This is a genomic window from Pseudomonas sp. Y5-11 (assembly GCF_022368695.1).
GTDB lineage: Bacteria > Pseudomonadota > Gammaproteobacteria > Pseudomonadales > Pseudomonadaceae > Aquipseudomonas > Aquipseudomonas parakoreensis.
On record NZ_CP058974.1, the window covers coordinates 2,187,398 to 2,210,206 of the forward strand.

The 22,809-nt window shown below is 59.2% G+C and carries 25 protein-coding genes; 22 read left to right on the top strand and 3 right to left on the bottom strand.

The features are described from left to right. Positions 1-37: 37 nt before the first annotated feature. Positions 38-934 (bottom strand): LysR substrate-binding domain-containing protein, encoded by an 897-nt coding sequence (locus HXW87_RS09615; protein WP_047291896.1) that lies wholly within the window; start codon positions 932-934, stop codon positions 38-40. Between the two features lie 117 nt (positions 935-1,051). Here HXW87_RS09615 and HXW87_RS09620 point away from each other — a divergent pair, with 117 nt between their 5' ends. The 8 genes from HXW87_RS09620 to rpoS all read left to right on the top strand — a co-directional run bounded on the left by HXW87_RS09620 (position 1,052) and on the right by rpoS (position 8,414). Next, positions 1,052-2,164, top strand: coding sequence for an S-(hydroxymethyl)glutathione dehydrogenase/class III alcohol dehydrogenase (locus HXW87_RS09620; RefSeq protein ID WP_047291898.1), 1,113 nt, complete (start codon positions 1,052-1,054; stop codon positions 2,162-2,164). A 66-nt stretch (positions 2,165-2,230) separates the two neighbouring features. Next, positions 2,231-3,076, top strand: a complete 846-nt coding sequence (gene fghA, locus HXW87_RS09625) for an S-formylglutathione hydrolase (RefSeq protein ID WP_182403964.1) — start codon at positions 2,231-2,233, stop codon at positions 3,074-3,076. Positions 3,077-3,120: 44 nt separating this feature from the next. Continuing rightward, positions 3,121-3,594 carry a 2-C-methyl-D-erythritol 2,4-cyclodiphosphate synthase gene (ispF, locus tag HXW87_RS09630; protein ID WP_027611044.1) on the top strand — a complete coding sequence of 158 codons (474 nt, stop codon included), beginning with the start codon at positions 3,121-3,123 and terminating at the stop codon, positions 3,592-3,594. Then, a complete protein-coding gene (gene truD / locus HXW87_RS09635) occupies positions 3,591-4,649 on the top strand; it encodes a tRNA pseudouridine(13) synthase TruD (RefSeq protein ID WP_047291903.1) in 1,059 nt (352 codons plus the stop codon). The genes ispF and truD overlap by 4 nt, the downstream gene beginning before the upstream one ends. Further along, positions 4,637-5,527: a 5'/3'-nucleotidase SurE gene (gene surE / locus HXW87_RS09640; protein ID WP_239778818.1), complete on the top strand. Its 891-nt coding sequence runs from the start codon at positions 4,637-4,639 to the stop codon at positions 5,525-5,527. Before truD ends, surE begins: the two co-directional genes overlap by 13 nt. Before the next feature lie 41 nt (positions 5,528-5,568). Continuing rightward, on the top strand, positions 5,569-6,204 hold the full coding sequence (locus HXW87_RS09645) for a protein-L-isoaspartate(D-aspartate) O-methyltransferase (protein WP_169841266.1): 636 nt from the start codon (positions 5,569-5,571) through the stop codon (positions 6,202-6,204). A gap of 212 nt (positions 6,205-6,416) precedes the next feature. Continuing rightward, the gene (locus tag HXW87_RS09650) at positions 6,417-7,298 is read left to right on the top strand and encodes a peptidoglycan DD-metalloendopeptidase family protein (protein ID WP_239778819.1); all 882 of its coding nucleotides are present in this window, start codon (positions 6,417-6,419) and stop codon (positions 7,296-7,298) included. A gap of 105 nt (positions 7,299-7,403) precedes the next feature. After that, positions 7,404-8,414 (top strand): RNA polymerase sigma factor RpoS, encoded by a 1,011-nt coding sequence (gene rpoS / locus HXW87_RS09655; RefSeq protein ID WP_016985073.1) that lies wholly within the window; start codon positions 7,404-7,406, stop codon positions 8,412-8,414. A gap of 612 nt (positions 8,415-9,026) precedes the next feature. Here the strand turns inward: rpoS and fdxA are convergent. Both fdxA and mutS read right to left on the bottom strand, forming a co-directional pair. Beyond that, the gene (gene fdxA, locus HXW87_RS09660; protein ID WP_003222178.1) at positions 9,027-9,350 is read right to left on the bottom strand and encodes a ferredoxin FdxA; all 324 of its coding nucleotides are present in this window, start codon (positions 9,348-9,350) and stop codon (positions 9,027-9,029) included. A gap of 163 nt (positions 9,351-9,513) precedes the next feature. Next, positions 9,514-12,084, bottom strand: coding sequence for a DNA mismatch repair protein MutS (mutS, locus tag HXW87_RS09665; protein ID WP_239778820.1), 2,571 nt, complete (start codon positions 12,082-12,084; stop codon positions 9,514-9,516). A gap of 244 nt (positions 12,085-12,328) precedes the next feature. Here mutS and HXW87_RS09670 point away from each other — a divergent pair, with 244 nt between their 5' ends. The 14 genes from HXW87_RS09670 to HXW87_RS09735 all read left to right on the top strand — a co-directional run bounded on the left by HXW87_RS09670 (position 12,329) and on the right by HXW87_RS09735 (position 22,759). Continuing rightward, positions 12,329-13,075, top strand: coding sequence for a methyltransferase domain-containing protein (locus tag HXW87_RS09670; RefSeq protein WP_182403965.1), 747 nt, complete (start codon positions 12,329-12,331; stop codon positions 13,073-13,075). Positions 13,076-13,287: 212 nt separating this feature from the next. Beyond that, entirely contained in the window at positions 13,288-14,031 is a 744-nt protein-coding gene (locus HXW87_RS09675; RefSeq protein ID WP_095138375.1) for an XRE family transcriptional regulator, read from the top strand. A 527-nt stretch (positions 14,032-14,558) separates the two neighbouring features. After that, positions 14,559-14,900: a phage holin family protein gene (locus HXW87_RS09680; RefSeq protein ID WP_182403966.1), complete on the top strand. Its 342-nt coding sequence runs from the start codon at positions 14,559-14,561 to the stop codon at positions 14,898-14,900. 72 nt (positions 14,901-14,972) lie between these two features. Next, a complete protein-coding gene (locus HXW87_RS09685) occupies positions 14,973-15,494 on the top strand; it encodes a hypothetical protein (RefSeq protein WP_121184035.1) in 522 nt (173 codons plus the stop codon). 3 nt (positions 15,495-15,497) lie between these two features. Beyond that, complete coding sequence (locus tag HXW87_RS09690) at positions 15,498-16,106, top strand: phage baseplate assembly protein V (RefSeq protein WP_239778821.1); 609 nt, start codon at positions 15,498-15,500, stop codon at positions 16,104-16,106. A 14-nt stretch (positions 16,107-16,120) separates the two neighbouring features. After that, on the top strand, positions 16,121-16,453 hold the full coding sequence (locus HXW87_RS09695; protein ID WP_047291927.1) for a phage baseplate protein: 333 nt from the start codon (positions 16,121-16,123) through the stop codon (positions 16,451-16,453). Then, positions 16,450-17,445: a baseplate J/gp47 family protein gene (locus tag HXW87_RS09700; RefSeq protein WP_239778822.1), complete on the top strand. Its 996-nt coding sequence runs from the start codon at positions 16,450-16,452 to the stop codon at positions 17,443-17,445. Before HXW87_RS09695 ends, HXW87_RS09700 begins: the two co-directional genes overlap by 4 nt. Further along, positions 17,442-18,077: a phage tail protein I gene (locus HXW87_RS09705; protein ID WP_239778823.1), complete on the top strand. Its 636-nt coding sequence runs from the start codon at positions 17,442-17,444 to the stop codon at positions 18,075-18,077. The genes HXW87_RS09700 and HXW87_RS09705 overlap by 4 nt, the downstream gene beginning before the upstream one ends. Continuing rightward, the gene (locus HXW87_RS09710; protein WP_239778824.1) at positions 18,078-19,616 is read left to right on the top strand and encodes a phage tail protein; all 1,539 of its coding nucleotides are present in this window, start codon (positions 18,078-18,080) and stop codon (positions 19,614-19,616) included. 2 nt (positions 19,617-19,618) lie between these two features. Continuing rightward, on the top strand, positions 19,619-20,059 hold the full coding sequence (locus HXW87_RS09715; RefSeq protein ID WP_239778825.1) for a phage tail assembly chaperone: 441 nt from the start codon (positions 19,619-19,621) through the stop codon (positions 20,057-20,059). A gap of 106 nt (positions 20,060-20,165) precedes the next feature. Continuing rightward, positions 20,166-20,351, top strand: a complete 186-nt coding sequence (locus HXW87_RS09720; RefSeq protein WP_047291936.1) for a hypothetical protein — start codon at positions 20,166-20,168, stop codon at positions 20,349-20,351. Positions 20,352-20,353: 2 nt separating this feature from the next. Next, positions 20,354-21,520 (top strand): tail protein, encoded by a 1,167-nt coding sequence (locus tag HXW87_RS09725; protein WP_047291938.1) that lies wholly within the window; start codon positions 20,354-20,356, stop codon positions 21,518-21,520. After that, entirely contained in the window at positions 21,520-22,026 is a 507-nt protein-coding gene (locus HXW87_RS09730; RefSeq protein WP_016985055.1) for a phage major tail tube protein, read from the top strand. Before HXW87_RS09725 ends, HXW87_RS09730 begins: the two co-directional genes overlap by 1 nt. Positions 22,027-22,177: 151 nt before the next feature. Beyond that, positions 22,178-22,759, top strand: a complete 582-nt coding sequence (locus HXW87_RS09735) for a phage tail assembly protein (RefSeq protein ID WP_095667378.1) — start codon at positions 22,178-22,180, stop codon at positions 22,757-22,759. Positions 22,760-22,809: the final 50 nt, after the last annotated feature.

Below are 22,809 nucleotides of genomic sequence, written 5' to 3' on the forward strand. Positions count from 1 at the left end.
CCCTGTAGGAGCTGCCGCAGGCTGCGATCTTTTGCTTTTAAATTCGATACTCCGGCCGCTCGGCCAACCCTTCCTTCAAGAAATCCACCAGCTTGCGCACCTTCGGCGACAAATGCCGCTGCTGCGGATACAAGGCCCACACCGCCGTATTCGGCGGCTGATGCGCCTCCAGCAGCGAAATCAGTGCCCCGCTGTGCAAATGCTCAAGCACGTAATAGTCCGGCAACTGACATAAACCGACCCCTTGTAGCGCTGCATCCAGTACCGCCTGCCCACTGTTGCAGCGCCAGTTTCCCTGAACACGTTGGGAAAATTCCCGCCCGTTCTGTTCCAGTTGCCACAGATCCGAGCTGCCGATCAGGCAATTGTGCCGGCTCAGTTCCGACAAGCTGTGTGGGCGGCCATACCGTTCCACGTAGGACGGAGACGCGCACAGGTACATCCGACGCGGCGCCAGGCGAGTGGCGACCAATCGCGAATCCTGTAACCGGCCCAATCGGATCGCCAAATCCAGCCCCTCATGCACCAAGTCGAGTTGGCGGTTGGTTAACTCGACGTCGACGCGCAGTTGCGGGTATTGCCCCATGAAGCGTGTCACGAGCGGCACGATGAACCGCTCGCCATAGGCCACGGCGCAGGTCATGCGCAACATGCCTTTGGGCTCGCTGGTCAGATCGCCAACCGCGCGCAGGGCTTCTTCGCGACCGTCCTGCAGGCGTTGGCAATGCTGCAGGAAGGTTTGTCCGGCTTCGGTCAGCGTCACGCGGCGGGTACTGCGATAGAGCAGACGCGTCTGCAAGCGCTCTTCCAGTCTTACGATCTGTCGACTGATATGCGAGGAAGAAACGCCCAGACGTTCCGCAGCGGCGGTGAATTGGCTGCATTCGGCAACGGCGACGAACTCGTCAATGCCTTCCCAGCGGTTTTCCGACATTGGGATTATCCCTGTATGGCAATAATGTTTTGCTTTGGCCTGGATTATTTACCAGATCGCGCTGTACTACACTGCCGGTCTGGTTTTTTTATTCAATGGATTCACTGGAGAGTCAGCATGATCAAGTCGCGCGCCGCCGTTGCCTTCGAGGCCAAGAAGCCGCTGGAAATCGTAGAAGTCGATGTGGCCATGCCCAAGGCCGGTGAAGTATTGCTGCGCGTGGTGGCTTCCGGAGTCTGCCACACGGACGCCTACACCCTGTCTGGTGCGGATCCGGAAGGTATCTTCCCGTCGATCCTTGGCCACGAAGGTGGCGCAATCGTTGAAGCGATCGGCGAGGGCGTTACCTCGGTCGCCGTCGGTGACCACGTGATTCCGCTGTACACCCCGGAATGCGGCCAGTGCAAATTCTGTAAGTCGGGCAAGACCAACCTGTGTCAGGCGATTCGCGCTACGCAGGGCAAAGGTCTGATGCCGGACGGCACTTCGCGCTTTTCCTACAAGGGCGAGACGATTTTCCACTACATGGGCACGTCGACCTTCTCCGAGTACACCGTGCTCCCGGAAATCTCCGTGGCGAAAATCGCCAAGGATGCGCCACTGGAAAAGGTCTGCCTGCTCGGTTGCGGCGTGACCACCGGTATCGGTGCGGTGATCAACACCGCCAAGGTCAAGCCGGGTGACACCGTGGCGATTTTCGGTCTGGGCGGCATCGGTCTTTCGGCCGTCATTGGTGCGGTGAAAGCCAAGGCCGCGCGGATCATCGCCATCGACATCAACCCGGCCAAGTTCGAAATCGCCAAACAGTTGGGCGCCACCGATTGCGTCAATCCGAAAGATTTCGATCGTCCGATCCAGGAAGTGATCGTCGACATGACCGACGGCGGCGTCGACTTCTCCTTCGAGTGCATCGGCAACGTGCAACTGATGCGCGCAGCGTTGGAATGCTGCCACAAGGGCTGGGGCGAATCGGTGATCATCGGCGTGGCCGGTGCCGGTCAGGAAATTTCGACCCGTCCTTTCCAATTGGTGACCGGGCGCGTCTGGCGCGGTTCGGCGTTTGGCGGCGTGCGTGGCCGTACCGAGTTGCCAAGCTATGTCGACATGGCGCAAAGCGGCGAGATCCCGCTGGATACCTTCATTACCCACACCATGGGTCTGGAAGACATCAACAAGGCCTTCGATCTGATGCACGAAGGCAAGAGCATCCGCACCGTCATTCATTTCTGATCAATCGCGACGTCCCGGCTACAGATCTTGAAGGGTTTGTAACCGGGGCCGCGTAGGAGTCTTTACATGAGTCTGGAAAACATCTCCTGTCAGAAAAGTTTCGGCGGCTGGCACAAGCGCTATCGCCACCGTTCCGACGTGCTTGGTTGCGACATGGTGTTTGCCGTGTACCTGCCGCCGCAAGCGGAACAGGGCGGCAAGTTGCCAGTGCTTTACTGGCTGTCCGGTCTGACCTGCACCGACGAGAACTTCATGCAAAAGGCCGGCGCGATGCGCATGGCCGCCGAACTTGGCCTGATCATCGTCGCACCGGACACCAGTCCGCGCGGCCCAGATGTGCCGGGTGATCCGGATGGCGCCTGGGATTTCGGCCTCGGCGCCGGGTTCTACCTGAATGCCACGCAGGAACCGTGGTCGCGGCACTATCGGATGCATGACTATGTCGTGCAGGAATTGCCTTCATTGGTTGAAGCGCATTTCCCGGCGTCGGACAAACGCAGCATCAGCGGCCATTCAATGGGCGGCCACGGCGCTTTGGTTTGTGCGCTGCGCAATCCGGGGCGTTACCAGTCGGTCTCGGCGTTTTCGCCGATCAACAATCCGATGGATTGCCCGTGGGGACAGAAGGCGTTCTCGCGCTATCTGGGTGAAGACCGTTCGAAGTGGAAAGAATGGGATGCTTGCGCGCTGATTGCCGAGGCCGGCGAAAAACTGCCGTTACTGGTCGATCAGGGTGATCGCGACGACTTCCTCGAAAACCAGCTCAAGCCCGAAGCCCTGCAACAAGCGGCAAAACAAGCGGGTCATCCGCTGACGTTGCGCCTGCAACCGGGCTACGACCACAGCTATTTCTTCATCTCAAGCTTCATAGATGACCACTTGCAGCATCACGCACGCGCCCTGCGCGGTTAATGCAGGTAGAATCACGCCCTGACAAAAATCGGGGCGTTTTTTTTATGCGTATTGGCCACGGCTACGATGTGCACCGTTTCGCTGAAGGCGATTTCATTACTCTGGGCGGCGTGCGCATTGCACACGGCTTCGGGCTGCTCGCTCACTCCGACGGTGACGTCCTGCTGCACGCCTTGAGCGATGCCTTGCTCGGCGCGGCCGCGCTGGGTGATATCGGCAAACACTTTCCGGACACCGACCCGCAATTCAAGGGCGCCGACAGCCGCGTGCTGCTGCGTCATGTGGTCGCGCTGATCCACGCCAAGGGCTGGAAAGTCGGCAACGTCGACAACACCATCGTCGCCCAGGCACCCAAAATGGCCCCGCATATCGAAGCGATGCGTGCGTTGATCGCCGCCGATCTTCAAGTTGAACTGGATCAAGTGAACGTGAAAGCTACCACCACTGAAAAGCTCGGCTTTGTCGGTCGCGAAGAAGGCATCGCCGTGCATTCCGTTGCCTTGTTGCTGCGCGCATGAACGAACTGCAACTGCTCGGCCCGCGCGCCTATGGCGAACCCCTCGGCACTGCGGTTCTGAAAGCCATCGCCGAAGATTTTCAGGTCGATGAGGTGCTCGACATCCCGTTCAGCGGTGATGGCGAACACCTGTGGATCTGGGTGGAAAAACGCGGTTTGAACACCGAAGAGGCAGCGCGGCGGATTGCCAAGGCCGCCGGGGTGCCGTTGCGCACCGTCAGTTATGCCGGGCTCAAGGATCGTCAGGCGCTGACCCGTCAGTGGTTCAGCGTGCAACTGCCGGGCAAGGCTGATCCGGATCTGTCGGCGGCGGAAAACGACACGCTGAAGATCCTCAAGACCACGCGCCACAAACGCAAGCTGCAACGCGGCGCGCATTCGGCCAACGGCTTCACCTTGCGCCTGACCCAGTTCGCCGGCGACAAGGACGCAATCGAGCAGCGTCTGCAACTGATCGCCAGACAAGGCATTCCCAATTATTTCGGTGCCCAGCGTTTCGGCCATGACGGCGGCAACGTCGTTGATGCGCGTGCGTGGGCGGCGCGCAAGGCATTGCCCGAGCAGCGCAATGTGCGTTCGCGTCTGCTGTCGACGGCGCGCAGTTTTCTGTTCAATCAAGTGCTGGCGGCGCGGGTGGCCGATGGCACCTGGCAGCAGGCGCAAGTCGGCGATCTGCTGGCGTTCACCGACAGCCGCAGTTTTTTCCCGGCCGGTGAGGCCGAATGCAGCGATCCGCGCCTGGCGATTCTCGACCTGCACCCGACCGGCCCGCAGTGGGGCGAAGGTGACTCACCGGCCACCGGCGCTGTCCATGATCTGGAGCAGGGGATTGCTGCTCGCGAGGCGGATCTGCGCGATTGGCTGATCAATGCCGGAATGAGCCACGAACGTCGCATCCTGCGGCTGCCCATTGGCGGGTTGTCGTGGCATTATCCCCAGCCTGACATTCTGCAACTGGAATTCGTCCTCCCGGCCGGATGCTTCGCCACCGTATTGGTGCGCGAACTCGTTGATCTGGTGCCGGTGGGGCAGACGGACAGCCCATGCGTATTCTGATTTCTAACGACGATGGGGTAACCGCACCCGGTCTCGCCGCGCTTTATGCTGCGCTGGCGGATTACACCGAATGCGTGGTTATCGCCCCGGAGCAGGACAAAAGCGGCGCCAGCAGTTCGCTGACGCTCGACCGTCCGCTGCACCCGCAATACCTGGCCAATGGTTTCATCAGCCTCAACGGAACACCGACCGACTGCGTGCATCTGGGCCTCAACGGCCTGCTGGAGCGCGAACCGGACATGGTGGTTTCCGGGATCAATCTCGGTGCCAATCTGGGCGATGACGTGCTGTATTCCGGCACGGTGGCCGCCNGCCTCAACGGAACACCGACCGACTGCGTGCATCTGGGCCTCAACGGCCTGCTGGAGCGCGAACCGGACATGGTGGTTTCCGGGATCAATCTCGGTGCCAATCTGGGCGATGACGTGCTGTATTCCGGCACGGTGGCCGCCGCCCTCGAAGGGCGCTTTCTCGAGCGCCCTTCGTTTGCGTTTTCGCTGTGTTCGCGCCAGGTGGACAACCTGGCGACAGCCGCACATTTCGCGCGCAAACTGGTCGAGGCCCATGCCGGGCTGGACCTGCCACCGCGCACGGTGCTGAGCGTGAACATTCCCAATCTGCCGATCGACCATATTCGTGGCATTCAACTGACCCGTCTGGGCCATCGCGCCCGCGCCGCAGCCCCCATGAAAGTGGTCGACCCGCGTGGCAAGGCCGGTTACTGGATTGCCGCTGCCGGCGATGCCGAGGACGGCGGGCCAGGCACCGACTTTCATGCAGTGATGCAGGGCTACGTTTCCATCACCCCGTTGCAGCTCGATCGCACCTTCAATGATGCCTTCAGGCATCTCGACGGCTGGCTGGAGGGACTGCGCTAATGGCTCGTGAACACGAAGACAGAATGCGCAGCGGCATCGGCATGACGTCGCAGCGTACGCGCGAACGTCTGATCCAGCGCCTCTATGAAGAAGGCCTGTCCAACGCCAAGGTGCTGGAAGTGATCCGCCGTACGCCGCGTCATCTGTTTGTCGATGAAGCGCTGGCGCACCGTGCCTATGAAGATACCGCGCTGCCGATTGGCCACAACCAGACCATCTCGCAGCCTTATATGGTGGCGCGCATGAGCGAGCTACTGCTGGAGGCCGGGCCTTTGGACAAGGTGCTGGAAATCGGTACCGGTTCGGGCTATCAGACGGCGGTGCTGTCGCAACTGGTTGAGCGGGTGTTCTCGGTCGAGCGCATCAAGGTCCTGCAGGACCGGGCCAAGGAACGTCTGGTCGAGCTGAACTTGCGCAACGTGGTGTTCCGCTGGGGCGATGGCTGGGAAGGCTGGCCGGCGTTGGCGCCGTACAACGGCATCATCGTCACCGCCGTTGCGACCGACGTGCCGCAGGCGTTGCTCGATCAGCTGGCACCGGGCGGGCGGATGGTGATTCCGGTCGGCTCCGGAGAAGTGCAGCAACTGATGCTGATCGTGCGTGAAGAACACGGTTTTTCCCGTCACGTGCTGGGGGCGGTGCGCTTCGTGCCATTGCTCAATGGCCCGTTGGCCTGAGCATTTATTTGCGCGCGCTGAATTCCTTGCGTTGGCCTGTGTCTTACACCGGCAGCGAAGGTTTAAACGATACGAATTGCCCAAAGGCAAACGTGTGCGTGAAGCGTTTTCGCATCTTTAACGGTAAAGCCCATTCGGCCCGTTATACTTGCGACACTACTTGCCGCGATTCGGCATTCCACATATTTAAGCCACCACAAAGGGAGCGGCGGGTGAGTCTCACAGTCATTGCGCAGCGTATGGGTAACACGAGCTTTCAGCGCCTGGTGACTGGCCTTGTATTGAGCACCTTGCTGGTCGGTTGCTCCAGCACCAAATCGAGCAACGTGCGGGTGGTCGATCGCAACAGTGCGACGGCTCAACGTCCCGTGGTAACGACCGGGCAGTATGTAGTCCGTCCGGGCGATACGCTGTTTTCCATCGCTTTTCGCTACGGCTGGGACTACAAAGCCCTCGCGGCCCGGAACAATATTCCTACGCCGTATACGATCCACCCGGGTCAGACAATTCGCTTTGATGGCCGCACCGGCTCAACGCCGACGGCGGTGGTCAGCAACAGCAGCTCTTCGCCGTCTTCGTCGAGTAAAACCACGGTAATCCGGCGTCAGGCGAATGGCACGACGACCACTACCGTGACCGGTTCCGGCGCCGGTTCTGCGGGGGCTGCACCGTCCGTCGCGAGCAAACCGGCCCCGGCTCCGCTGCCTCCACCGGGGCCAGCCCCGACCGGCTGGGGATGGCCATCTAATGGCATTCTGATTGGAAAATTCTCTTCAAACGGTAGTTTGAATAAAGGAATTGATATCGCCGGAGATTTGGGACAGCCTGTTTTAGCTGCGTCTGATGGGACGGTGGTTTACGCCGGGAGTGGCTTAAGGGGCTACGGCGAATTAGTCATCATCAAACACAGCGAAACCTACGTCAGTGCCTACGGACATAACCGCAGGCTGTTGGTACGGGAGGGGCAGCAGGTCAAGGTCGGACAGACAATTGCCGAAATGGGGTCAACGGGTACAGACCGGGTGAAACTGCATTTTGAGATTCGCCGACAAGGTAAACCTGTAGATCCGCTGCAGTTCCTGCCCAGACGTTGATTTGAGGCCAGCCTGTTCCGTCGCGTAGAGGGGACAGGCTCCAGCGCTGCCAAGGATAAAGGCGTCGCTTGAGCTTGGGGTCGAACTCACCAAAGGACTATAACAATGGCTCTCAGTAAAGAAGTGCCGGAGTTTGACATCGACGATGAGGTTCTCCTTATGGAGGCCGGCATCGATTCGGAATCTTCGATGTCGAATGATGAAGGGGCTGCTCCACCTTCCGTTCGTTCCAAATCCAAACACTCCGCTTCACTTAAACAACACAAGTACATCGACTACACTCGGGCACTCGATGCCACGCAGCTGTATCTCAACGAAATCGGCTTTTCACCACTGCTCTCCCCGGAGGAAGAAGTTCATTTTGCGCGTCTGTCGCAAAGTGGCGACCCTGCCGGGCGCAAGCGCATGATTGAAAGTAACCTGCGGCTGGTCGTGAAGATTGCCCGGCGTTATGTCAATCGGGGGCTGTCGCTGCTGGATCTGATCGAAGAGGGCAACCTCGGCTTGATCCGCGCGGTGGAAAAGTTCGATCCCGAGCGCGGTTTCCGCTTCTCGACCTACGCCACCTGGTGGATTCGTCAGACCATCGAGCGTGCGATCATGAATCAGACCCGGACCATCCGGCTGCCGATCCATGTGGTCAAGGAGCTCAACGTGTACCTGCGGGCGGCACGCGAGCTGACGCAAAAGCTCGATCACGAACCTTCACCCGAAGAAATCGCCAACCTGCTGGAAAAACCGGTGGGCGAGGTCAAGCGCATGCTCGGCCTGAACGAGCGGGTTTCTTCGGTCGATGTCTCGCTGGGTCCGGATTCGGATAAAACCCTGCTGGACACCCTGACGGATGACCGTCCGACCGATCCATGCGAACTGCTGCAGGATGACGACCTGTCGCAGAGCATTGATCAATGGCTCTCGGAACTGACCGACAAGCAGCGTGAGGTGGTCGTTCGCCGCTTTGGCCTGCGCGGCCATGAGAGCAGTACGCTGGAGGATGTCGGCCTGGAAATCGGCCTGACCCGCGAACGGGTGCGGCAGATCCAGGTAGAGGGCCTCAAGCGCCTTCGTGAAATCCTTGAGAAGAATGGCCTGTCGAGCGAGTCGCTGTTTCAGTAAGCGCCTCTGGCAACCGTCCATAAAAAGCCCCGACTGGTTCGGGGCTTTTTATTGCTCGGATATCGGCTGAAGACGGTCTTTGGCGAGGGAGCTTGCTCCCGTTTGAGTGCGCAGCGCTTATGAATCTCAGGGGTTGCTGCGCAACCCGGCGGGAGCAAGCTCCCTCGCCACAACGTTCATTGCCGGACAAATGGTCAGCATTTCCATCGTTTGTAGTCTCGCGGCGTAAGCCTTGGCTTACTCTCTCGTAAGCGTTCCCTATTTTTGCAGGACGGTAGACGTCGACTACTCACGATGCGTGTATTTAACTAATTGATTTAAAAGCTTATTTAATAATGTGAAGTGCTTATGACAGCGATTTTCAGTCCATGGGGCCGATTGCTCTCGGCAGGGAACTCTCTAATATCAGCACTGTGTCGACGGACAGACACGCCCTTCAAGGAAGAGGGGAACGGACATCGCAGGACGCGATTCATCAGGACGATGAAAAGGAATACAGGGAATAGGGAAAAAATGTGGGCGGGTCAAACCGCCCCTTTTTTTGCCTGTAGAAAAGTAAAACCCGCAAAAGCAAAAAGGCCCGCAAGGGGCCTTTTCGTAACGCGCGACAGATCAGCGTTCGAGGTCTTTGATCTTGCCTTTGACGCCATCCCACTCTTCGGCATCCGGCAGCGATTCTTTCTTCTCGGTGATGTTCGGCCAGATTTCGGCCAATTCAACGTTCAGCTGAATGAACTCCTGCATATCCTCCGGAACTTCGTCCTCGGAGAAAATCGCGACGGCCGGGCATTCCGGTTCGCACAGGGCACAGTCGATGCACTCGTCCGGGTGAATCACCAGGAAGTTCGGGCCTTCGTAAAAGCAGTCCACCGGACAGACTTCTACGCAGTCGGTGTACTTGCACTTGATGCAGTTGTCGGTGACGACGAAGGTCATTTCTAATTTTCTCCTCAGGCGGCGGCAGCGTAGCCCCTTCACGGTTGGGGTCGCCAGGTTCGGGAGCGATGTCTGCCAGCCAGGCTATTAACCGGCAGCATCCCGAACCGCGCGAGATTCTAACAGCTTGAAGCCGTTTGCGTTATATCCGGTTCTTTGCTGCTTAGATCCGGTTCTTAAGTGCATATAACAATTCGAGTGCTCGACGCGGGGTCAGGTCATCGAGATCCACTTTCGCCAATTCGTCCAGCACCGGATGCGGCAGGCTGGCAAACATGTCGCTTTGCTGCGGGGTCGCCGGTTTGCCTTTGATGGCAGGCTTGGGCGCTTCGTGCGGCAATGCGGTGTCTTCCAGCCGGCTCAGATGCTCACGGGCGCGCGCGATCACTTCGCTCGGTACACCGGCCAGTTGCGCCACGGCCAGGCCGTAGCTTTGGCTGGCAGGTCCCGGCAAGACGTGGTGCAGGAACACGATGCGCTCGTTGTGCTCGGTCGCGTTGAGGTGCACGTTGGCCACCAGCGGCTCGGCTTCCGGCAACACGGTCAGTTCGAAATAGTGTGTGGCAAATAAAGTATAGGCGCGCAGATGTGCCAGGCGCTCGGCAGCGGCCCATGCCAGCGACAGACCGTCGAAGGTGCTGGTACCGCGACCGACCTCGTCCATCAGCACCAGACTGCGTTCGGTGGCGTTGTGCAGAATGTTGGCGGTTTCGCTCATCTCGACCATGAAGGTCGAGCGGCCGCCGGCCAGGTCGTCGCTGGAGCCGATCCGGGTGAAGATCCGGTCCACCAGCGACAACTCGCAACTGGCCGCCGGGACGAAGCTGCCGATATGCGCCAGCAGCACGATCAATGCGGTTTGGCGCATGTAGGTGGATTTACCGCCCATGTTCGGCCCGGTGATCACCAGCATCCGGGTGTTGTCATCCAGGCTCAGGTCGTTGGCCACAAACGGCGTGGTCAGCACCTGCTCAACCACCGGGTGACGCCCCTGGGTGATACGCATGCACGGCTCGCTGACGAAACGCGGGCAGTTCAGGTCAAGGTTCAGCGCACGCTCGGCAAGGTTGCTCAGCACGTCCAGCTCGGCCAGTGCAGCAGCGGTGTCCTGCAACGGCGGCAACTGGCTGATCAGATCTTCCAGCAGCGCCTCGTAGAGCATTTTCTCGCGGGCCAAGGCACGGCTCTTGGCCGACAGCGCCTTGTCTTCGAATGCTTTCAGTTCCGGCGTGATGAAGCGCTCGGCGCCTTTGAGAGTCTGGCGACGGATGTAATCGGCCGGCGCGGATTCTGCCTGCTTGCTCGGCAGTTCGATGAAGTAACCGTGAATGCGGTTGTAACCGACTTTCAGGTTAGCCAGGCCGGTGCGGGCCTTTTCCCGGGCTTCGAGGTCGATCAGGAACTGCCCGGCGTTTTCGCTCAGCGATTGCAATTCGTCGAGTTCGCTGTCGTAACCGGTCTTCAGCACGCCGCCATCGCGGATCACCGCGGGCGGGTTGTCGATGATGGCTTTTTCCAGCAGCGCCGCCAGTTCCGGGTAGGTGCTGGTGGTGGTGGCCAGGCGTTGCAGGTGCGGCGCTTCCAGGTCGGTCATTGCCACTTGCAGTTGCGGCAGGGCACCGAGCGCGTCGCGCAGGCGCGCGAGGTCACGAGGTCGCGCATTGCGCAGGCCGATCCGCGCCAGAATCCGCTCGATGTCGCCGATTTCCTTGAGCTGCGGCTGCAGCTTTTCGAAACGATAGCCATCGAGCAGACAAGTGATCGAGGTCTGCCGCGCCAGCAGCACGGTCAAATCGCGCAGTGGACGGTTCAGCCAACGAGTCAGCAGGCGGCTGCCCATCGCGGTCTGGCAACGATCGACCACCGATTGCAACGTGTTGTCGCGCCCGCCGGCCAGGTTGGTATCGAGTTCTAGATTGCGGCGGCTCGCGCCGTCGAGTACCACGGTGTCGTCCAGACGCTCATGACGCAGGCTGCGCAGATGGGGCAGGGCGGTGCGCTGGGTTTCCTTGGCGTAGGCCAGCAGGCAACCGGCGGCACCGATGGCCAGGGTCAGGGTTTCGCAACCGAAGCCTTTCAGGTCTTGCGTGGAGAACTGCTGGCAGAGACTTTTCAGCGCCGAATCACGCTCGAAATCCCACGGCGCGCGACGACGCACACCACGGCGTTTTTCCGCCGGCAGGTCTTTTGGCCAGTCGTCCGGAATCAGCAGTTCCACCGGGTTGACCCGCTCCAGTTCCGCCAGCAGGTTTTCCCAGCCTTTGATCTCCAGCACCGTGAAGTTGCCGCTGGTGATGTCCAGCACCGCCAGACCGAACAGACGCTCATCGCCCAGCACCGCTGCGATCAGGTTGTCGCGCCGTTCATCCAGCAACGCCTCATCGCTGACCGTGCCCGGGGTGATGATCCGCACCACCTGACGCTCCACCGGGCCCTTGCTGGTGGCGGGGTCGCCGACTTGCTCGCAGATCACTACCGACTCGCCAAGCTTGACCAGTTTCGCCAGGTAACCTTCCGCCGCGTGGTAAGGAATCCCGCACATCGGAATCGCTTGCCCTGCCGACTGACCGCGCGCGGTCAGGGTGATGTCGAGCAACTTGGCAGCCTTCTTCGCGTCTTCATAGAAGATCTCGTAGAAGTCGCCCATGCGATAGAACATCAGCTGATCCGGGTGCTGATTCTTCAGGCGCCAGTATTGCTGCATCATCGGGGTGTGGTTTGAAAGGTCGGTCATACGCGGAGTTCAGCTCTACCTGTCTATTTGAAAACTCATATCTGTCTAATGGTACAGGGAATTTTTCGGCATTGTTGCCGGCTGGCTCGGATAGCCCTGAACCAGGCTACTTCATGACACTTCAGTCACTTGGGGCGCGGTTAATGCAGGAAAGAATAATTCCGCGAACCTTGTAAAGGGCGCTCTGGTGTATGATGCCAGCCTTTAAATGTGCGTCGCTGAAGACAGATATAAGGAAAATAGCATGGGATTTTTTGATGAATTTCCTCGGTTTTATAAGACCAGCCAGACGAGCCCGTTTCCGGATCGCCTGAACTCCCGGTACCGAGCCATCATGGAACGAAACGCTGAACTGATTCGAGGGAAGCGAGTTCTGGACATTGCCAGCCATGATGGTCGTTGGTCCTTTGCTTCCCTTCAGGCTGGTGCTGCACATGTCACCGGAATCGAGCCGCGCAAGGAATTGATTTCAAATGCTGTTGAGACGTTCACCGAGTACGGGATCGATAGTTCTCGATACGAGTTCCTGCAAGGTGACGTATTTGACCAGATCAAAGGCAAGACCTTTGACGTGGTTTTCTGTCTTGGCTTTTATTACCACACTATTCGCCATGCCGAGCTGTTCGACCTGATTGAGCGCACCGGCGCAAACTTTGTTGTCATCGACACCGAAGTTACGCCAATGTCCGAGGAGTTGGCAGATCCATCCAATAACGATCCACGTGTGGTTTACGGCAACCCGTATGGCGTTCAGATGCTGCTTGATCAGGTAGATGATCAGCAGATGGCGTGGACTGACTCCCTCACTCGCAATGGTTTCACCATCGTCGGAAGGCCTTCGCGCCAGGCTGTAAAATTCATGGCCAAGCATTTTGGTTATGAAACAGAGACGTTTAATTGGGAAGAGTATTTCCAGAGCAACCCCGAGGCCAGAGTTTCCATGGTCGACTACTCGGAAGGTTGGAGAGACACGTTCTTTTGTAAGCGATAAAATCCGATTTTCAAAAGCCCGCCATTGAACGGGCTTTTTTCCGCCAGCAGGAGGAGTGGTCACAAAGCGGTGAGCCAAGTGTTGATAGGGGGTAGCTGAAAGCTGGTTCTGAATGACGCGTGAGTGGTTACATAAGCGTTTCTGCATCAAATATTTATTTATGCATTATCTATGCGATTTAGCATTTGTCTTCACAAAAAACTTCAAGCAATATGCGCGTTATGCAAAAACGCAACGTATCCTCCGTCTTAAGAGCACTGCTCGACCAGCACGGGATCTCCCCCACGGAGCTCCACCGTCGCACCGGCGTGCCTCAATCAACGCTCTCGCGGATTCTCAGCGGGAAGATCGTCGATCCTTCGGATAAACACATTTCGAAGATTGCCGAATACTTCAATGTGAGCACCGATCAATTGCGCGGCCGCGCAGATGTCGCGACCGCGACCGGCGGCGCGCGCGATGACGTGCATGCGGAACTCAAGGACATAAGCCTGTGGGACGACGATACCCCTGTCGATGACGACGAGGTGTCGGTGCCCTTTCTTCGCGAGGTTGAATTGGCTGCTGGATCAGGAAGATTCGTCATCGAAGAGAGCGAACGCTCTAGCCTGCGCTTCGGCAAGCGCAGCCTGCGCCATAACGGTGTGCAGTTCGACCAGGCCAAATGCGTGACAGTGCGCGGTAACAGCATGATGCCGGTGTTGCGGGACGGCGCCACGGTCGGAGTCAACGCCGGCAAGTGCGGCATTGGCGACATCATCGATGGCGACCTGTACGCGATCAACCACAACGGTCAATTGCGCGTGAAGCAACTCTATCGCCTGCCTACCGGCATCCGTCTGCGCAGCTTCAACCGCGATGAGCATCCGGACGAGGACTACAGCTTCCAGGACATGCAGGAAGAGCAGATTGTCATCCTCGGTCACGTCTTCTGGTGGGGCATGTACGCCCGATAGATTTCACCGTCTCGGAAAACCCGCCGCATGGCGGGTTTTTTTTCGTCTGAACAAAATCCTCGACGCCTTGATTTATGCGGTCTGCATGCGTCCGTGCATTTCTTGCGCATAAATAAATGCATTTATGCATTGACTGTATATGCATCCATGCATATTCTTGCCACCAAGCCGCTCGACAAAGCGGCTGGCAACAACAGCTCTTTAGTTCCACAAGAACAGGCAGCGATGAACCGGCCTCAACGGTTCAGAGGGTTGGCAACTGACCCGGGTGTGCAGCGTAAAGCACCAAGAGCAGTTATCCGGCGGGCAGGGACCGCGGTCGGAAAAACAATTTGAACGGACTCGTACCGCGCCAGTAGCGCCGAAAAGTCAGCTTCCTTCTCGAATACAGGATTTGAAGGAAGGCGAAGGAGCGCATTACTGAAAAGCCCGGTGCATTGGCGCCGGGCTTTTTGGAATGCCTACCTGAAGAGACATCGCTTGAACCCAACACACAATACTCATCAACTAGAACCAGGAGGCGTGACATGACAAACGAGCAACAAGCGTTGGCGGACATGCCGATCTGGCTGGTCATCCTCCTCGCCGTAGTGGGCGGGGTGTCCGGCGAAATGTGGCGCGCCGACAAGGAGGGCGCCCGCGGCTGGTCATTGCTGCGGCGTCTGGCCCTGCGCTCCGGCGCCTGCATGATCTGCGGCGTCTCGGCGATCATGCTGCTGTATGCCGCCGGATTATCCATCTGGGCCGCTGGTGCCTTCGGTTGCCTGACCGCCATGGCCGGTGCCGACGTCGCCATCGGTCTGTACGAACGCTGGGCCGCCAAGCGCATCGGCGTCGGCGAAGTTCCCCCGCCGCGCGATCCCCAGTAACTCAACACTTTCCTGCCTCGCTGCAACTGATGCGGCGGGGCTGCGCGTGGACAATTGAAAAGGAGGTCATGCATGCCCGCACCGATCCAGCAGCCTTCGCAGCTGTTCACGGCGATGGCGACAACCTTGCGCAACAGCGCCGGCCTGACTCTGCAGGTTGGCAATCACGACGACTTCACAGCACCCGGCGCTCAGGCCTGGGCATTGATTGACTTCGACCGTAATGCGCCCGGAGTGCGTGGCGCCGACGGACGTATCGCCCACGTCATGACCGTATCGCTGCAAGTCATTCCGGCACTTTCTGCGAGTGCATTTGCCGCGTGCGATCTGATCGCGGTGCTGAAAAACCTGATCACCGACAACCGTTGGAACCTGCCCGGCGATCAATGCGATTTGCCGATGAACATTGATGGTTTGCCGTCAGTGCTCATCCGCGCCGAGCAGCAATACAAGGCGTGGACCCTGACCTTCACCCAGACCCTCTACCTCGGCCCGACGCTGCTCGACGACCCGCTCGGTACGCCCAAATTCGCCCGTACCTGGGAAGTCAGCAACATCGACGACCCCGACCAATACACCGTGCTGGAGGCCTGACCGATGTTCGACGCAGTACTGCGCATACAACTGGGGCCGATCATCGAGCGGCTGGCGGAGATGGAAGCGGAGATCGACGACTTGCACCGCCGCGCCGAGAGTTTCTGTCGCATCGGCATCTGTCAGACAGTCGATGCGGCGAGCAACACTTGCCAGGTCAGCCACGGTGGACTGCTGACACCAGCCATCAAGTTCTTCAACCCGAGCGCCGGAACGCAGAGCGAATCGCGGATTCCTAGCGTGGGCGAGCAGTGTCTGTTGCTCAACTACGGCAGCGGTGAAAGCGGCGCGCAGAGCGTGGCGTTGTTCGGCCTCAACAGTGACCGATTTCCGCCGACGGCGACGGTACCGACGCTGACGCGCCGCGTTTATGTCGACGGCACTGAAAGCGGTTACGACGACGCCACACACATTCTGCACTGGCAGAACGGCCCGGCGGCTTTCACCGGTTCTCGCGAGTCGCTTGCACTGAGCATCGGCCCGGCGCAACTGACGATGACGCCGCAGCTGATCAGCCTGCAACTGGGCGGCGTCGGCCTGAGCATCGACGCCTCGGGCGTGCACTTCAGCGGCCCGTTGGTGGATCACCAGGGCCGCGTCATCAGCCCCTGAATCAAGAGCTTCCCATGATCGGAATCGATAGAGACTCCGGGGCCACGGTCGACGACTGGCTGCAGTTTGTGCAGCGCGCGACACGAGCCCTGACCACGCCGCTGGGCACCCGGCAAAAAAGGCCCCTTTATGGCTCGCTGATCCCCACGCTGCTGGGGCAGAACCTCGGTGACGACGTTTTGCTTCTGGCCCAGAGCCACGCGGCTCAAGCGTTTTACAACACGCAGAACGGGATCAGCGATTTTCAGCCGAGCGTGATCGTCGCCAGCCGCCAGGGCGCGGGTCTGCTGCTGCGCTTCGCCGGTACCTGGAAAAACCGTCAACAGACATTCGAGGTCGTGACATGAGCATGTTGATCCCCGGCCAGAATCAATTGGCCGAACCGGCGCTGATCACTGTCGACGCCTTCGAAGACTTGCTCGCCGAGTTCAAGACCTTCGTCGTCGAGTACGTCGGCGCCCGAGCGCCGGACAGCGCAGCGAAACTCAAGACCAGCCTCGACAACGAGAGCGAACTGCTGACCCTGGCGCTGGAAGCCTTCTGCGTACGCCTGCAAACCCACGAGCGCAAATACAACGCCCGCATCAAGCAGATGCTGGCGTGGTGGGCGACCGGCAGCAACCTCGACGCACGCCTGGCGGACATGGGCCTTGAAAGGCAGTTGCTCGACGCGGGCGACCCAGCAGCCTTCCCGCCAATACCACCGATTTATGAAAGCGACGACGACGCCCGGCTGCGTTATTACCTGGCGCCACATGCCCCGGCTGCGGGCTCGCGGATGCAGTATCGCCGCGAGGTATTCACCCTCGGTGAACGGCCAACGGTGAAGGTCGAATCGACGGATGGAGGTGTGGTGAATGTCACCTACACCTTCAACCCGGACGGCCTCGCCGCACAGGTCAAGGACGGCAACGGTCGCCGCACCGCACCGGGCGAAGTGCAGGTCACGGTGCTCGCTCGGGAGGGAGATGGGACACCGTCGCAAGCCCTGCTTGATGGCGTGCGTCAGCACTTCGCCCGCCCTGATGTGCGACCGGAAACCGACCTCGTCACGGTCAAGGCTGCCGACATTCAGCGCTACAAGATTCGCGTGGTGGCGAAGATCAATTCCGGCCCCGACTCGGGCCTGACCAAAGTCGCCGCACAACAGCAATTGCAAGCCTACGCCGACAGTTGCCATCGCCTCGAAGGGCGGGTCGATCCGAGCTGGATCGACTACACACTGCACAGCGCCGGCGCCGTGCAACTGCAGATTCTTGAGCCGCTGGCGCCGATCATCACCAGCGCCTTCGAGGCGCCGTACTGCACGGCGGTCGAGGTCGAGGTGCTGACGCTATGAGTGAGCCAACGCATCGCCCGACGTTGCTGCCGGCCAACAGCTCGGCACTCGAACGTGGACTGGATCTGGGCTTCGGCGCACTGCTTGATCGCATCGCGCCGCCGTTCCCCGAACTGATGAATCCGAACGAAACGCCGGTCGCCTTCCTGCCGTATCTGGCAGCGGATCGCGGTGTCGCCGAATGGAGCACCAGCGCACCGGAAACTGAGAAGCGCCTGACCGTCGAACTGGCCTGGCCCACTGCGCGCCAGGCGGGCACCCGCAAGGCGCTGGAGAACGCGGCCAAGGGTTTGCAACTGCGCCCCGAAGTCCGCGCCTGGTACGAACAGACGCCGCCCGGCGTGCCATACAGCTTCAGCGTGCGCGCCTTTAGCGACCAGCCTTACAGCGCAGAAATCGACGCCCGTCTCGACCGGCGTCTGGCCGATGCCAAGAGCGAGCGGGACATTCTTTCGGTGACGGTGGGCTTGAGCGCGTTCGGCAGTCATTCCATTGCCGCTGCGACCTTTTGCGGTGAGCTGACCACGGTTTATCCGGTGTTCATCGAAGGGCTCGAAACCTCGGGAGAGGCGTTCCTGGCTGCCGGCATGTACACCGTCGAAACATCCACTATTTATCCTCAGGGGGCCTGAATGGCTGACTATTACACCCTGCTCACCAACGCAGGGATTGCCTACGAAACGGCGTGCAAGGCTGCGGGCCTGCCGATCAAGCTGACGCAGATTTCCGTCGGCGACGGCGGCGGCGCGGTCTACAACCCGGCCGCGACGGCTACCGCGCTGAAACGCGAAGTCTGGCGCGGTCCGCTCAACGCGCTGTTCCAGGACGAGAAGAATCCGAGCTGGCTGCTCGCCGAAGTCACCATCCCCCCGGACGTCGGCGGCTGGTATGTGCGTGAAGCGGGGCTGTGGACCGACACCGGGATTCTCTACGCCATCGTCAAATACCCGGAGTCGTTCAAGCCGGTGTTGGCGACGTCGGGCTCGGGTAAAGAGTTCTACATTCGCTCGATTTTTGAGACCAGCAATGCGTCGTTGGTGACCTTGCTGATCGACGACACGGTGGTCAAGGCCACCCGTGCCTGGGTGACAGGGTATGTGACGGATGAGCTAGCGAAGCTTGATTCCAAGCAGTCTGTACGTGTTGCCACTACGAGCAATATCGTGCTGAAAGCTTCACAAACTATTGATGGTGTTGCAGTCGTTGCGGGAGACAGGGTGCTGGTTAAAAACCAGACATCAGCGAAAGACAATGGACTGTACGTTGTTGCAAATGAATTCTGGGTTCGCACAAAAGATGCCGACTCGGATTTCAAAGTAACGCCAGGTCTTACCGTATCTATTGAGCAAGGCACCACTCAAGCCGACACGATCTGGCAGCTTGTTACCGATGCCCCTGTGCTCCTCGGCACTACTGCTTTGGTGTTTCAAAACATCACTTTCGGCTTTGCACCGCTGAGTTCTCCGGTGTTCTCCGGTAGCCCGACAGCGCCCACGGCCAACGTTTTTAGTAATGATGATGTTCTGGCAACTACTAAATTTGTTCAGCGTGCGCTGGGTAGTTACGCCGGCCAGACAAACTATGAAGCCAACACCCAATTGACTGTTGCCGACGTCGGGAAACTATCGATCTTCACCGCACCTGGTTTGACGGCGACACTTCCAGCCTGGGACACCGTTCCTCCCGGGGGATTGGTTCATCTGACAAGCACTGGAGGGGTAACCGTCAAGACTCGGGCGGGGGAAACGTTTGGAGCAGTCAACACCACCAACTTGACCAGCGTTGTACTTCAACCTGGTAATTTTGCGGTTTTCCGACGCTTGTTGCTGGCTCCCGGCTGGAGTTTGGACTCGGGGGATACTGCGCTGAAATATTCGCCGATGTTTGCCACCAACGGAGCAGTAACCGGATATATGAAACATCCGGGTGGAGCAATTGAGCAATGGGGGATCGGAACGACCGATGCTGAGGGGTATGTTTACATCACCTATCCATTGGCGTTCCCTTCGGCCATGCGCTCAATCAGTTGTCTTCATATGGGTTCCATGGGATTGATGAGCTGTGTTGTTTACAACTCTATCCAGAAGACCGGATGTACTCTTCGAGTTCAAAACGGCAGTAACGGGACTCTGGCCAGTTGGGCAGTTTACTGGCGAGCAATAGGGGTTTGAGCATGACAGAGATTATTTTATTTAGCCCCAGCACATGCGGTGCTTACCTTCCTGACGTCCACGAACTCGATATTCCAGACGATGTGGTACCCGTATTCCTGCGTAATTGGGAGGCGCTGCTGAACGAGTTGGCAACAACGCCAAAAAAAATCGGAGCGGGACCTGATGGTCAGCCAATTCTGGTCGAGCCTCCGCCGTTTGACAGAGCGACTTTGCAGTCCATAGGCCTCGAATGGCGCAACGCGCAGTTGGCATCGACCGATACTCTTGTTGCAAGGCATCGAGACGAATTGGAAGGAAGCGGCCTTACTACGCTAACTGCTGTGCAGTACTCCGATTTACAAATGTATCGGCAGCAGCTACGTCAGTGGCCGCAGAGGGAGGAATTTCCTTCGATTCAATATCGCCCCCAATTGCCTGATTGGCTGATCGAAAAAACCTGATAAACGCCCCTGCACCTCGGGGCGTTTTCTTACCCGCCAAAAACATTTCAACACCCGCCAAAGCCCCTCCCCACGAGGGGCTTTCCCGTTTATGGAGAAACGAAAAATGGCAACCCGCCAAACCTACACCGTGCTCGTTCCATTCCCCACCGGCGGTGGGCACTGGTCGAGCGTCGGTCAAGACCTTGATCTGCTCGACGTCGAGGCCAGTGCCCTGCACAGCGCCGGGCGACTGGAACTGAAAACACCTACCACCCAGGCCAAAAAGGCCGCTGCCAAGAAGGCTGACTAACCATGGCTGAGGTTTTGAACTTCGAGCACAACGGCATTACCGTCAATGCCACCGAATCCCCCGAGGCCATGGGTGGCCTGGGTGACAATGTCATCGGTCTGGTCGGCACCGCGCCGAAAGCCGATCCGCTGATTCCGCGCAACGCACCGTTCCGCATCAACAGCTTCACCACTCACGCGTTGCTCGATCCGACCGGCGCTGAAGAGGGCACGCTGTATCACGCGGTTTACCAGATCCTCAAAGTGGTCAAGGTGCCGGTGTACGTGGTGATCGTCGAAGCGGGCGCGACCCCGGCCGACACCGTCAACGCAGTGATCGGCGGTGTTGATCCAACCACCGGCCGCAAGCTCGGTCTGGCCGCACTGGGCAGCGTCCCGGAAGACCTGACCATCATCGGCGCGCCAGGCTTCACCGGCACCAAAGCGGTGGCTAGCGAGTTCGCCTCGTTCGGCAAGCGCATCAAGGCCCGTGTGGTGCTGGATGGCAAGGATGCCTCGGTCGCCGATCAAGTGACTTACAGCCAGGAACTGGGTGGCGCCGACCTCGGTTTCGACCGCTGCCTGGTGGTGCACAACATGCCGGCGGTGTACTCGAAAGCGGCGAAGAAAAACGTGTTCCTCGCGCCGTCCAGCCTGGCGATTGCCGCACTGGCCAAGGTCAAGCAGTGGGAAAGCCCGGGCAACCAGGTGACCTACGCCGAAGACGTGTCCCGCGTCGTTGAATACAACATCCTCGACACCTCCACCGAAGGCGATCTGCTCAACCGTTACGGCGTCAGCTACTACGCCCGCACCGTGCTCGGCGGCTTCTCGCTGCTGGGTAACCGCTCGATCACCGGCAAGTTCATCAGCTACGTCGGCCTCGAAGATGCGATCAGCCGCAAGCTGGTCAAGGCCGGCCAGAAAGCCATGGCCAAGAACCTGACCAAGTCGTTCATGGATCAGGAGGTCAAGCGCATCAACGACTGGCTGCAAACCCTGGTCGCCGACGAAACCATTCCTGGCGGCAGCGTGTACCTGCACCCGGAACTCAACAGCGTCGAGAAGTACAAGAACGGCACCTGGTACGTGGTCATCGACTACGGCCGCTACGCGCCGAACGAACACATGGTTTATCAACTCAACGCCCGCGATGAAATCATCGAGCAGTTCCTGGAGGACGTTCTCTAATGTTTACCAACCGCGTAAGACAGGCCATCGCGGCCACCCTGCAAGGCCTGCCGTTGTCGGCGACCGTTGAGGAATTCACGCCACCGAAGATCGAATTCGACGTGGAAGAAATGCGTGGCGGCCGTTTCATCGTCGAAGAAATGGCCAAGGGTGGCAAAGCGCTCAACGCCAAGCTGACCCTGCAGGGCCTGGGTGCCGAAGTCATGCTCGCACTGGGCGTGAAGCTGGGCGACGACATCCTGCTGAACGTGCGTGAAGCCGGTCAGGATCAGGACGGCAACACTTGGTTCACCTATCACACGGTCGGCGGCAAGCTGAAATCTCTTGAAGAAACCGCCGTGAAAATGGGCGAAAAACCCAAGACCAACCTGGAGCTGTCCTGCCGCACCTACAACCGCCTGGAAAACGGCGTACCGGTGATCGACATCGACGTGCGCACCCAGAAATTCGTGCTCAACGGCGTTGACATCCTCGGTGATGCGCGTCGTGCGGTGCTGATGCCGTAACCCCGGCTTACAGGCAATCATAAAACCCTGTGGGAGCGAGCTTGCTCGCGAAGGCGCCAGGTCAGTGGCCATCAATGCTGAATGTCAGGCCGCTTTCGCGAGCAAGCTCGCTCCCACAGTGGATCTAAAAGAAACACCAAGGAATTCATACATGTCGTGGATGCCACCCCAGCATGACCTGCTGTCGCCGATCACCGGCGACGACGGCGCGCAGATCGAGCAGATCCAGCTCAAGCCACTGTTCTACGCCGCGCAAAAAGAAGCGCTGGAGCGCGCCGGTGATGATGAAGACGATCAGTTCTTCGAACTGGCGCTGCTCGCCACCGGCCTGTCGGTCAAGGAACTCGACCAGCTCAAACGCCCGGACTACGTGAGCATCGCCCAGTACGTGCACGAGATGTCGACCCGTCCGGCGTCGTACTTTCTGGAGCAGGTCGAGGACGCGGAAAAGTCCGACGATCCTGACGAAGTGCAGCTGCTGCAACCGCTCGCCGTGACCGGCCGTACCGTGACCTCGCTGTCGCTGGAAATGCCGGCACTGCGCGCGACCAAAGTGATGAAGAAACTGAAAACGGCCAAGGAACGCGCCGAGTTCATCACTGCCCACTGCACCGGTCTGATGATCCCCGATCTGGCCCACATGAGCGTCCCGGACTGGACCCAATTGCAGGTGCGCATCGACGATTTTTTAAACCAGCCGGCGGCCTACTTTCGGAACGCGACATCGAAGTAATCCTCGATATCGTCCCGCTCATTTACCCGGTAAGTGAAGCGGAGATTCTG

Bases quoted from the DNA above. Each gene is read 5' to 3' on its own strand.
- HXW87_RS09700 (WP_239778822.1), top strand. From the start codon at position 16,450: ATGAGCATGTTGATCCCCGGCCAGAATCAATTGGCCGAACCGGCGCTG.
- HXW87_RS09615 (WP_047291896.1), bottom strand. From the start codon at position 934: ATGTCGGAAAACCGCTGGGAAGGCATTGACGAGTTCGTCGCCGTTGCC.
- HXW87_RS09680 (WP_182403966.1), top strand. From the start codon at position 14,559: ATGACAAACGAGCAACAAGCGTTGGCGGACATGCCGATCTGGCTGGTC.
- HXW87_RS09725 (WP_047291938.1), top strand. From the start codon at position 20,354: ATGGCTGAGGTTTTGAACTTCGAGCACAACGGCATTACCGTCAATGCC.
- HXW87_RS09685 (WP_121184035.1), top strand. From the start codon at position 14,973: ATGCCCGCACCGATCCAGCAGCCTTCGCAGCTGTTCACGGCGATGGCG.
- HXW87_RS09710 (WP_239778824.1), top strand. From the start codon at position 18,078: ATGGCTGACTATTACACCCTGCTCACCAACGCAGGGATTGCCTACGAA.
- HXW87_RS09675 (WP_095138375.1), top strand. From the start codon at position 13,288: ATGCGCGTTATGCAAAAACGCAACGTATCCTCCGTCTTAAGAGCACTG.
- HXW87_RS09620 (WP_047291898.1), top strand. From the start codon at position 1,052: ATGATCAAGTCGCGCGCCGCCGTTGCCTTCGAGGCCAAGAAGCCGCTG.
- truD (WP_047291903.1), top strand. From the start codon at position 3,591: ATGAACGAACTGCAACTGCTCGGCCCGCGCGCCTATGGCGAACCCCTC.
- HXW87_RS09690 (WP_239778821.1), top strand. From the start codon at position 15,498: ATGTTCGACGCAGTACTGCGCATACAACTGGGGCCGATCATCGAGCGG.
- HXW87_RS09705 (WP_239778823.1), top strand. From the start codon at position 17,442: ATGAGTGAGCCAACGCATCGCCCGACGTTGCTGCCGGCCAACAGCTCG.
- HXW87_RS09735 (WP_095667378.1), top strand. From the start codon at position 22,178: ATGTCGTGGATGCCACCCCAGCATGACCTGCTGTCGCCGATCACCGGC.
- ispF (WP_027611044.1), top strand. From the start codon at position 3,121: ATGCGTATTGGCCACGGCTACGATGTGCACCGTTTCGCTGAAGGCGAT.
- HXW87_RS09730 (WP_016985055.1), top strand. From the start codon at position 21,520: ATGTTTACCAACCGCGTAAGACAGGCCATCGCGGCCACCCTGCAAGGC.
- HXW87_RS09715 (WP_239778825.1), top strand. From the start codon at position 19,619: ATGACAGAGATTATTTTATTTAGCCCCAGCACATGCGGTGCTTACCTT.
- fghA (WP_182403964.1), top strand. From the start codon at position 2,231: ATGAGTCTGGAAAACATCTCCTGTCAGAAAAGTTTCGGCGGCTGGCAC.
- HXW87_RS09695 (WP_047291927.1), top strand. From the start codon at position 16,121: ATGATCGGAATCGATAGAGACTCCGGGGCCACGGTCGACGACTGGCTG.
- HXW87_RS09720 (WP_047291936.1), top strand. From the start codon at position 20,166: ATGGCAACCCGCCAAACCTACACCGTGCTCGTTCCATTCCCCACCGGC.
- fdxA (WP_003222178.1), bottom strand. From the start codon at position 9,350: ATGACCTTCGTCGTCACCGACAACTGCATCAAGTGCAAGTACACCGAC.
- rpoS (WP_016985073.1), top strand. From the start codon at position 7,404: ATGGCTCTCAGTAAAGAAGTGCCGGAGTTTGACATCGACGATGAGGTT.
- HXW87_RS09670 (WP_182403965.1), top strand. From the start codon at position 12,329: ATGGGATTTTTTGATGAATTTCCTCGGTTTTATAAGACCAGCCAGACG.
- mutS (WP_239778820.1), bottom strand. From the start codon at position 12,084: ATGACCGACCTTTCAAACCACACCCCGATGATGCAGCAATACTGGCGC.
- HXW87_RS09645 (WP_169841266.1), top strand. From the start codon at position 5,569: ATGACGTCGCAGCGTACGCGCGAACGTCTGATCCAGCGCCTCTATGAA.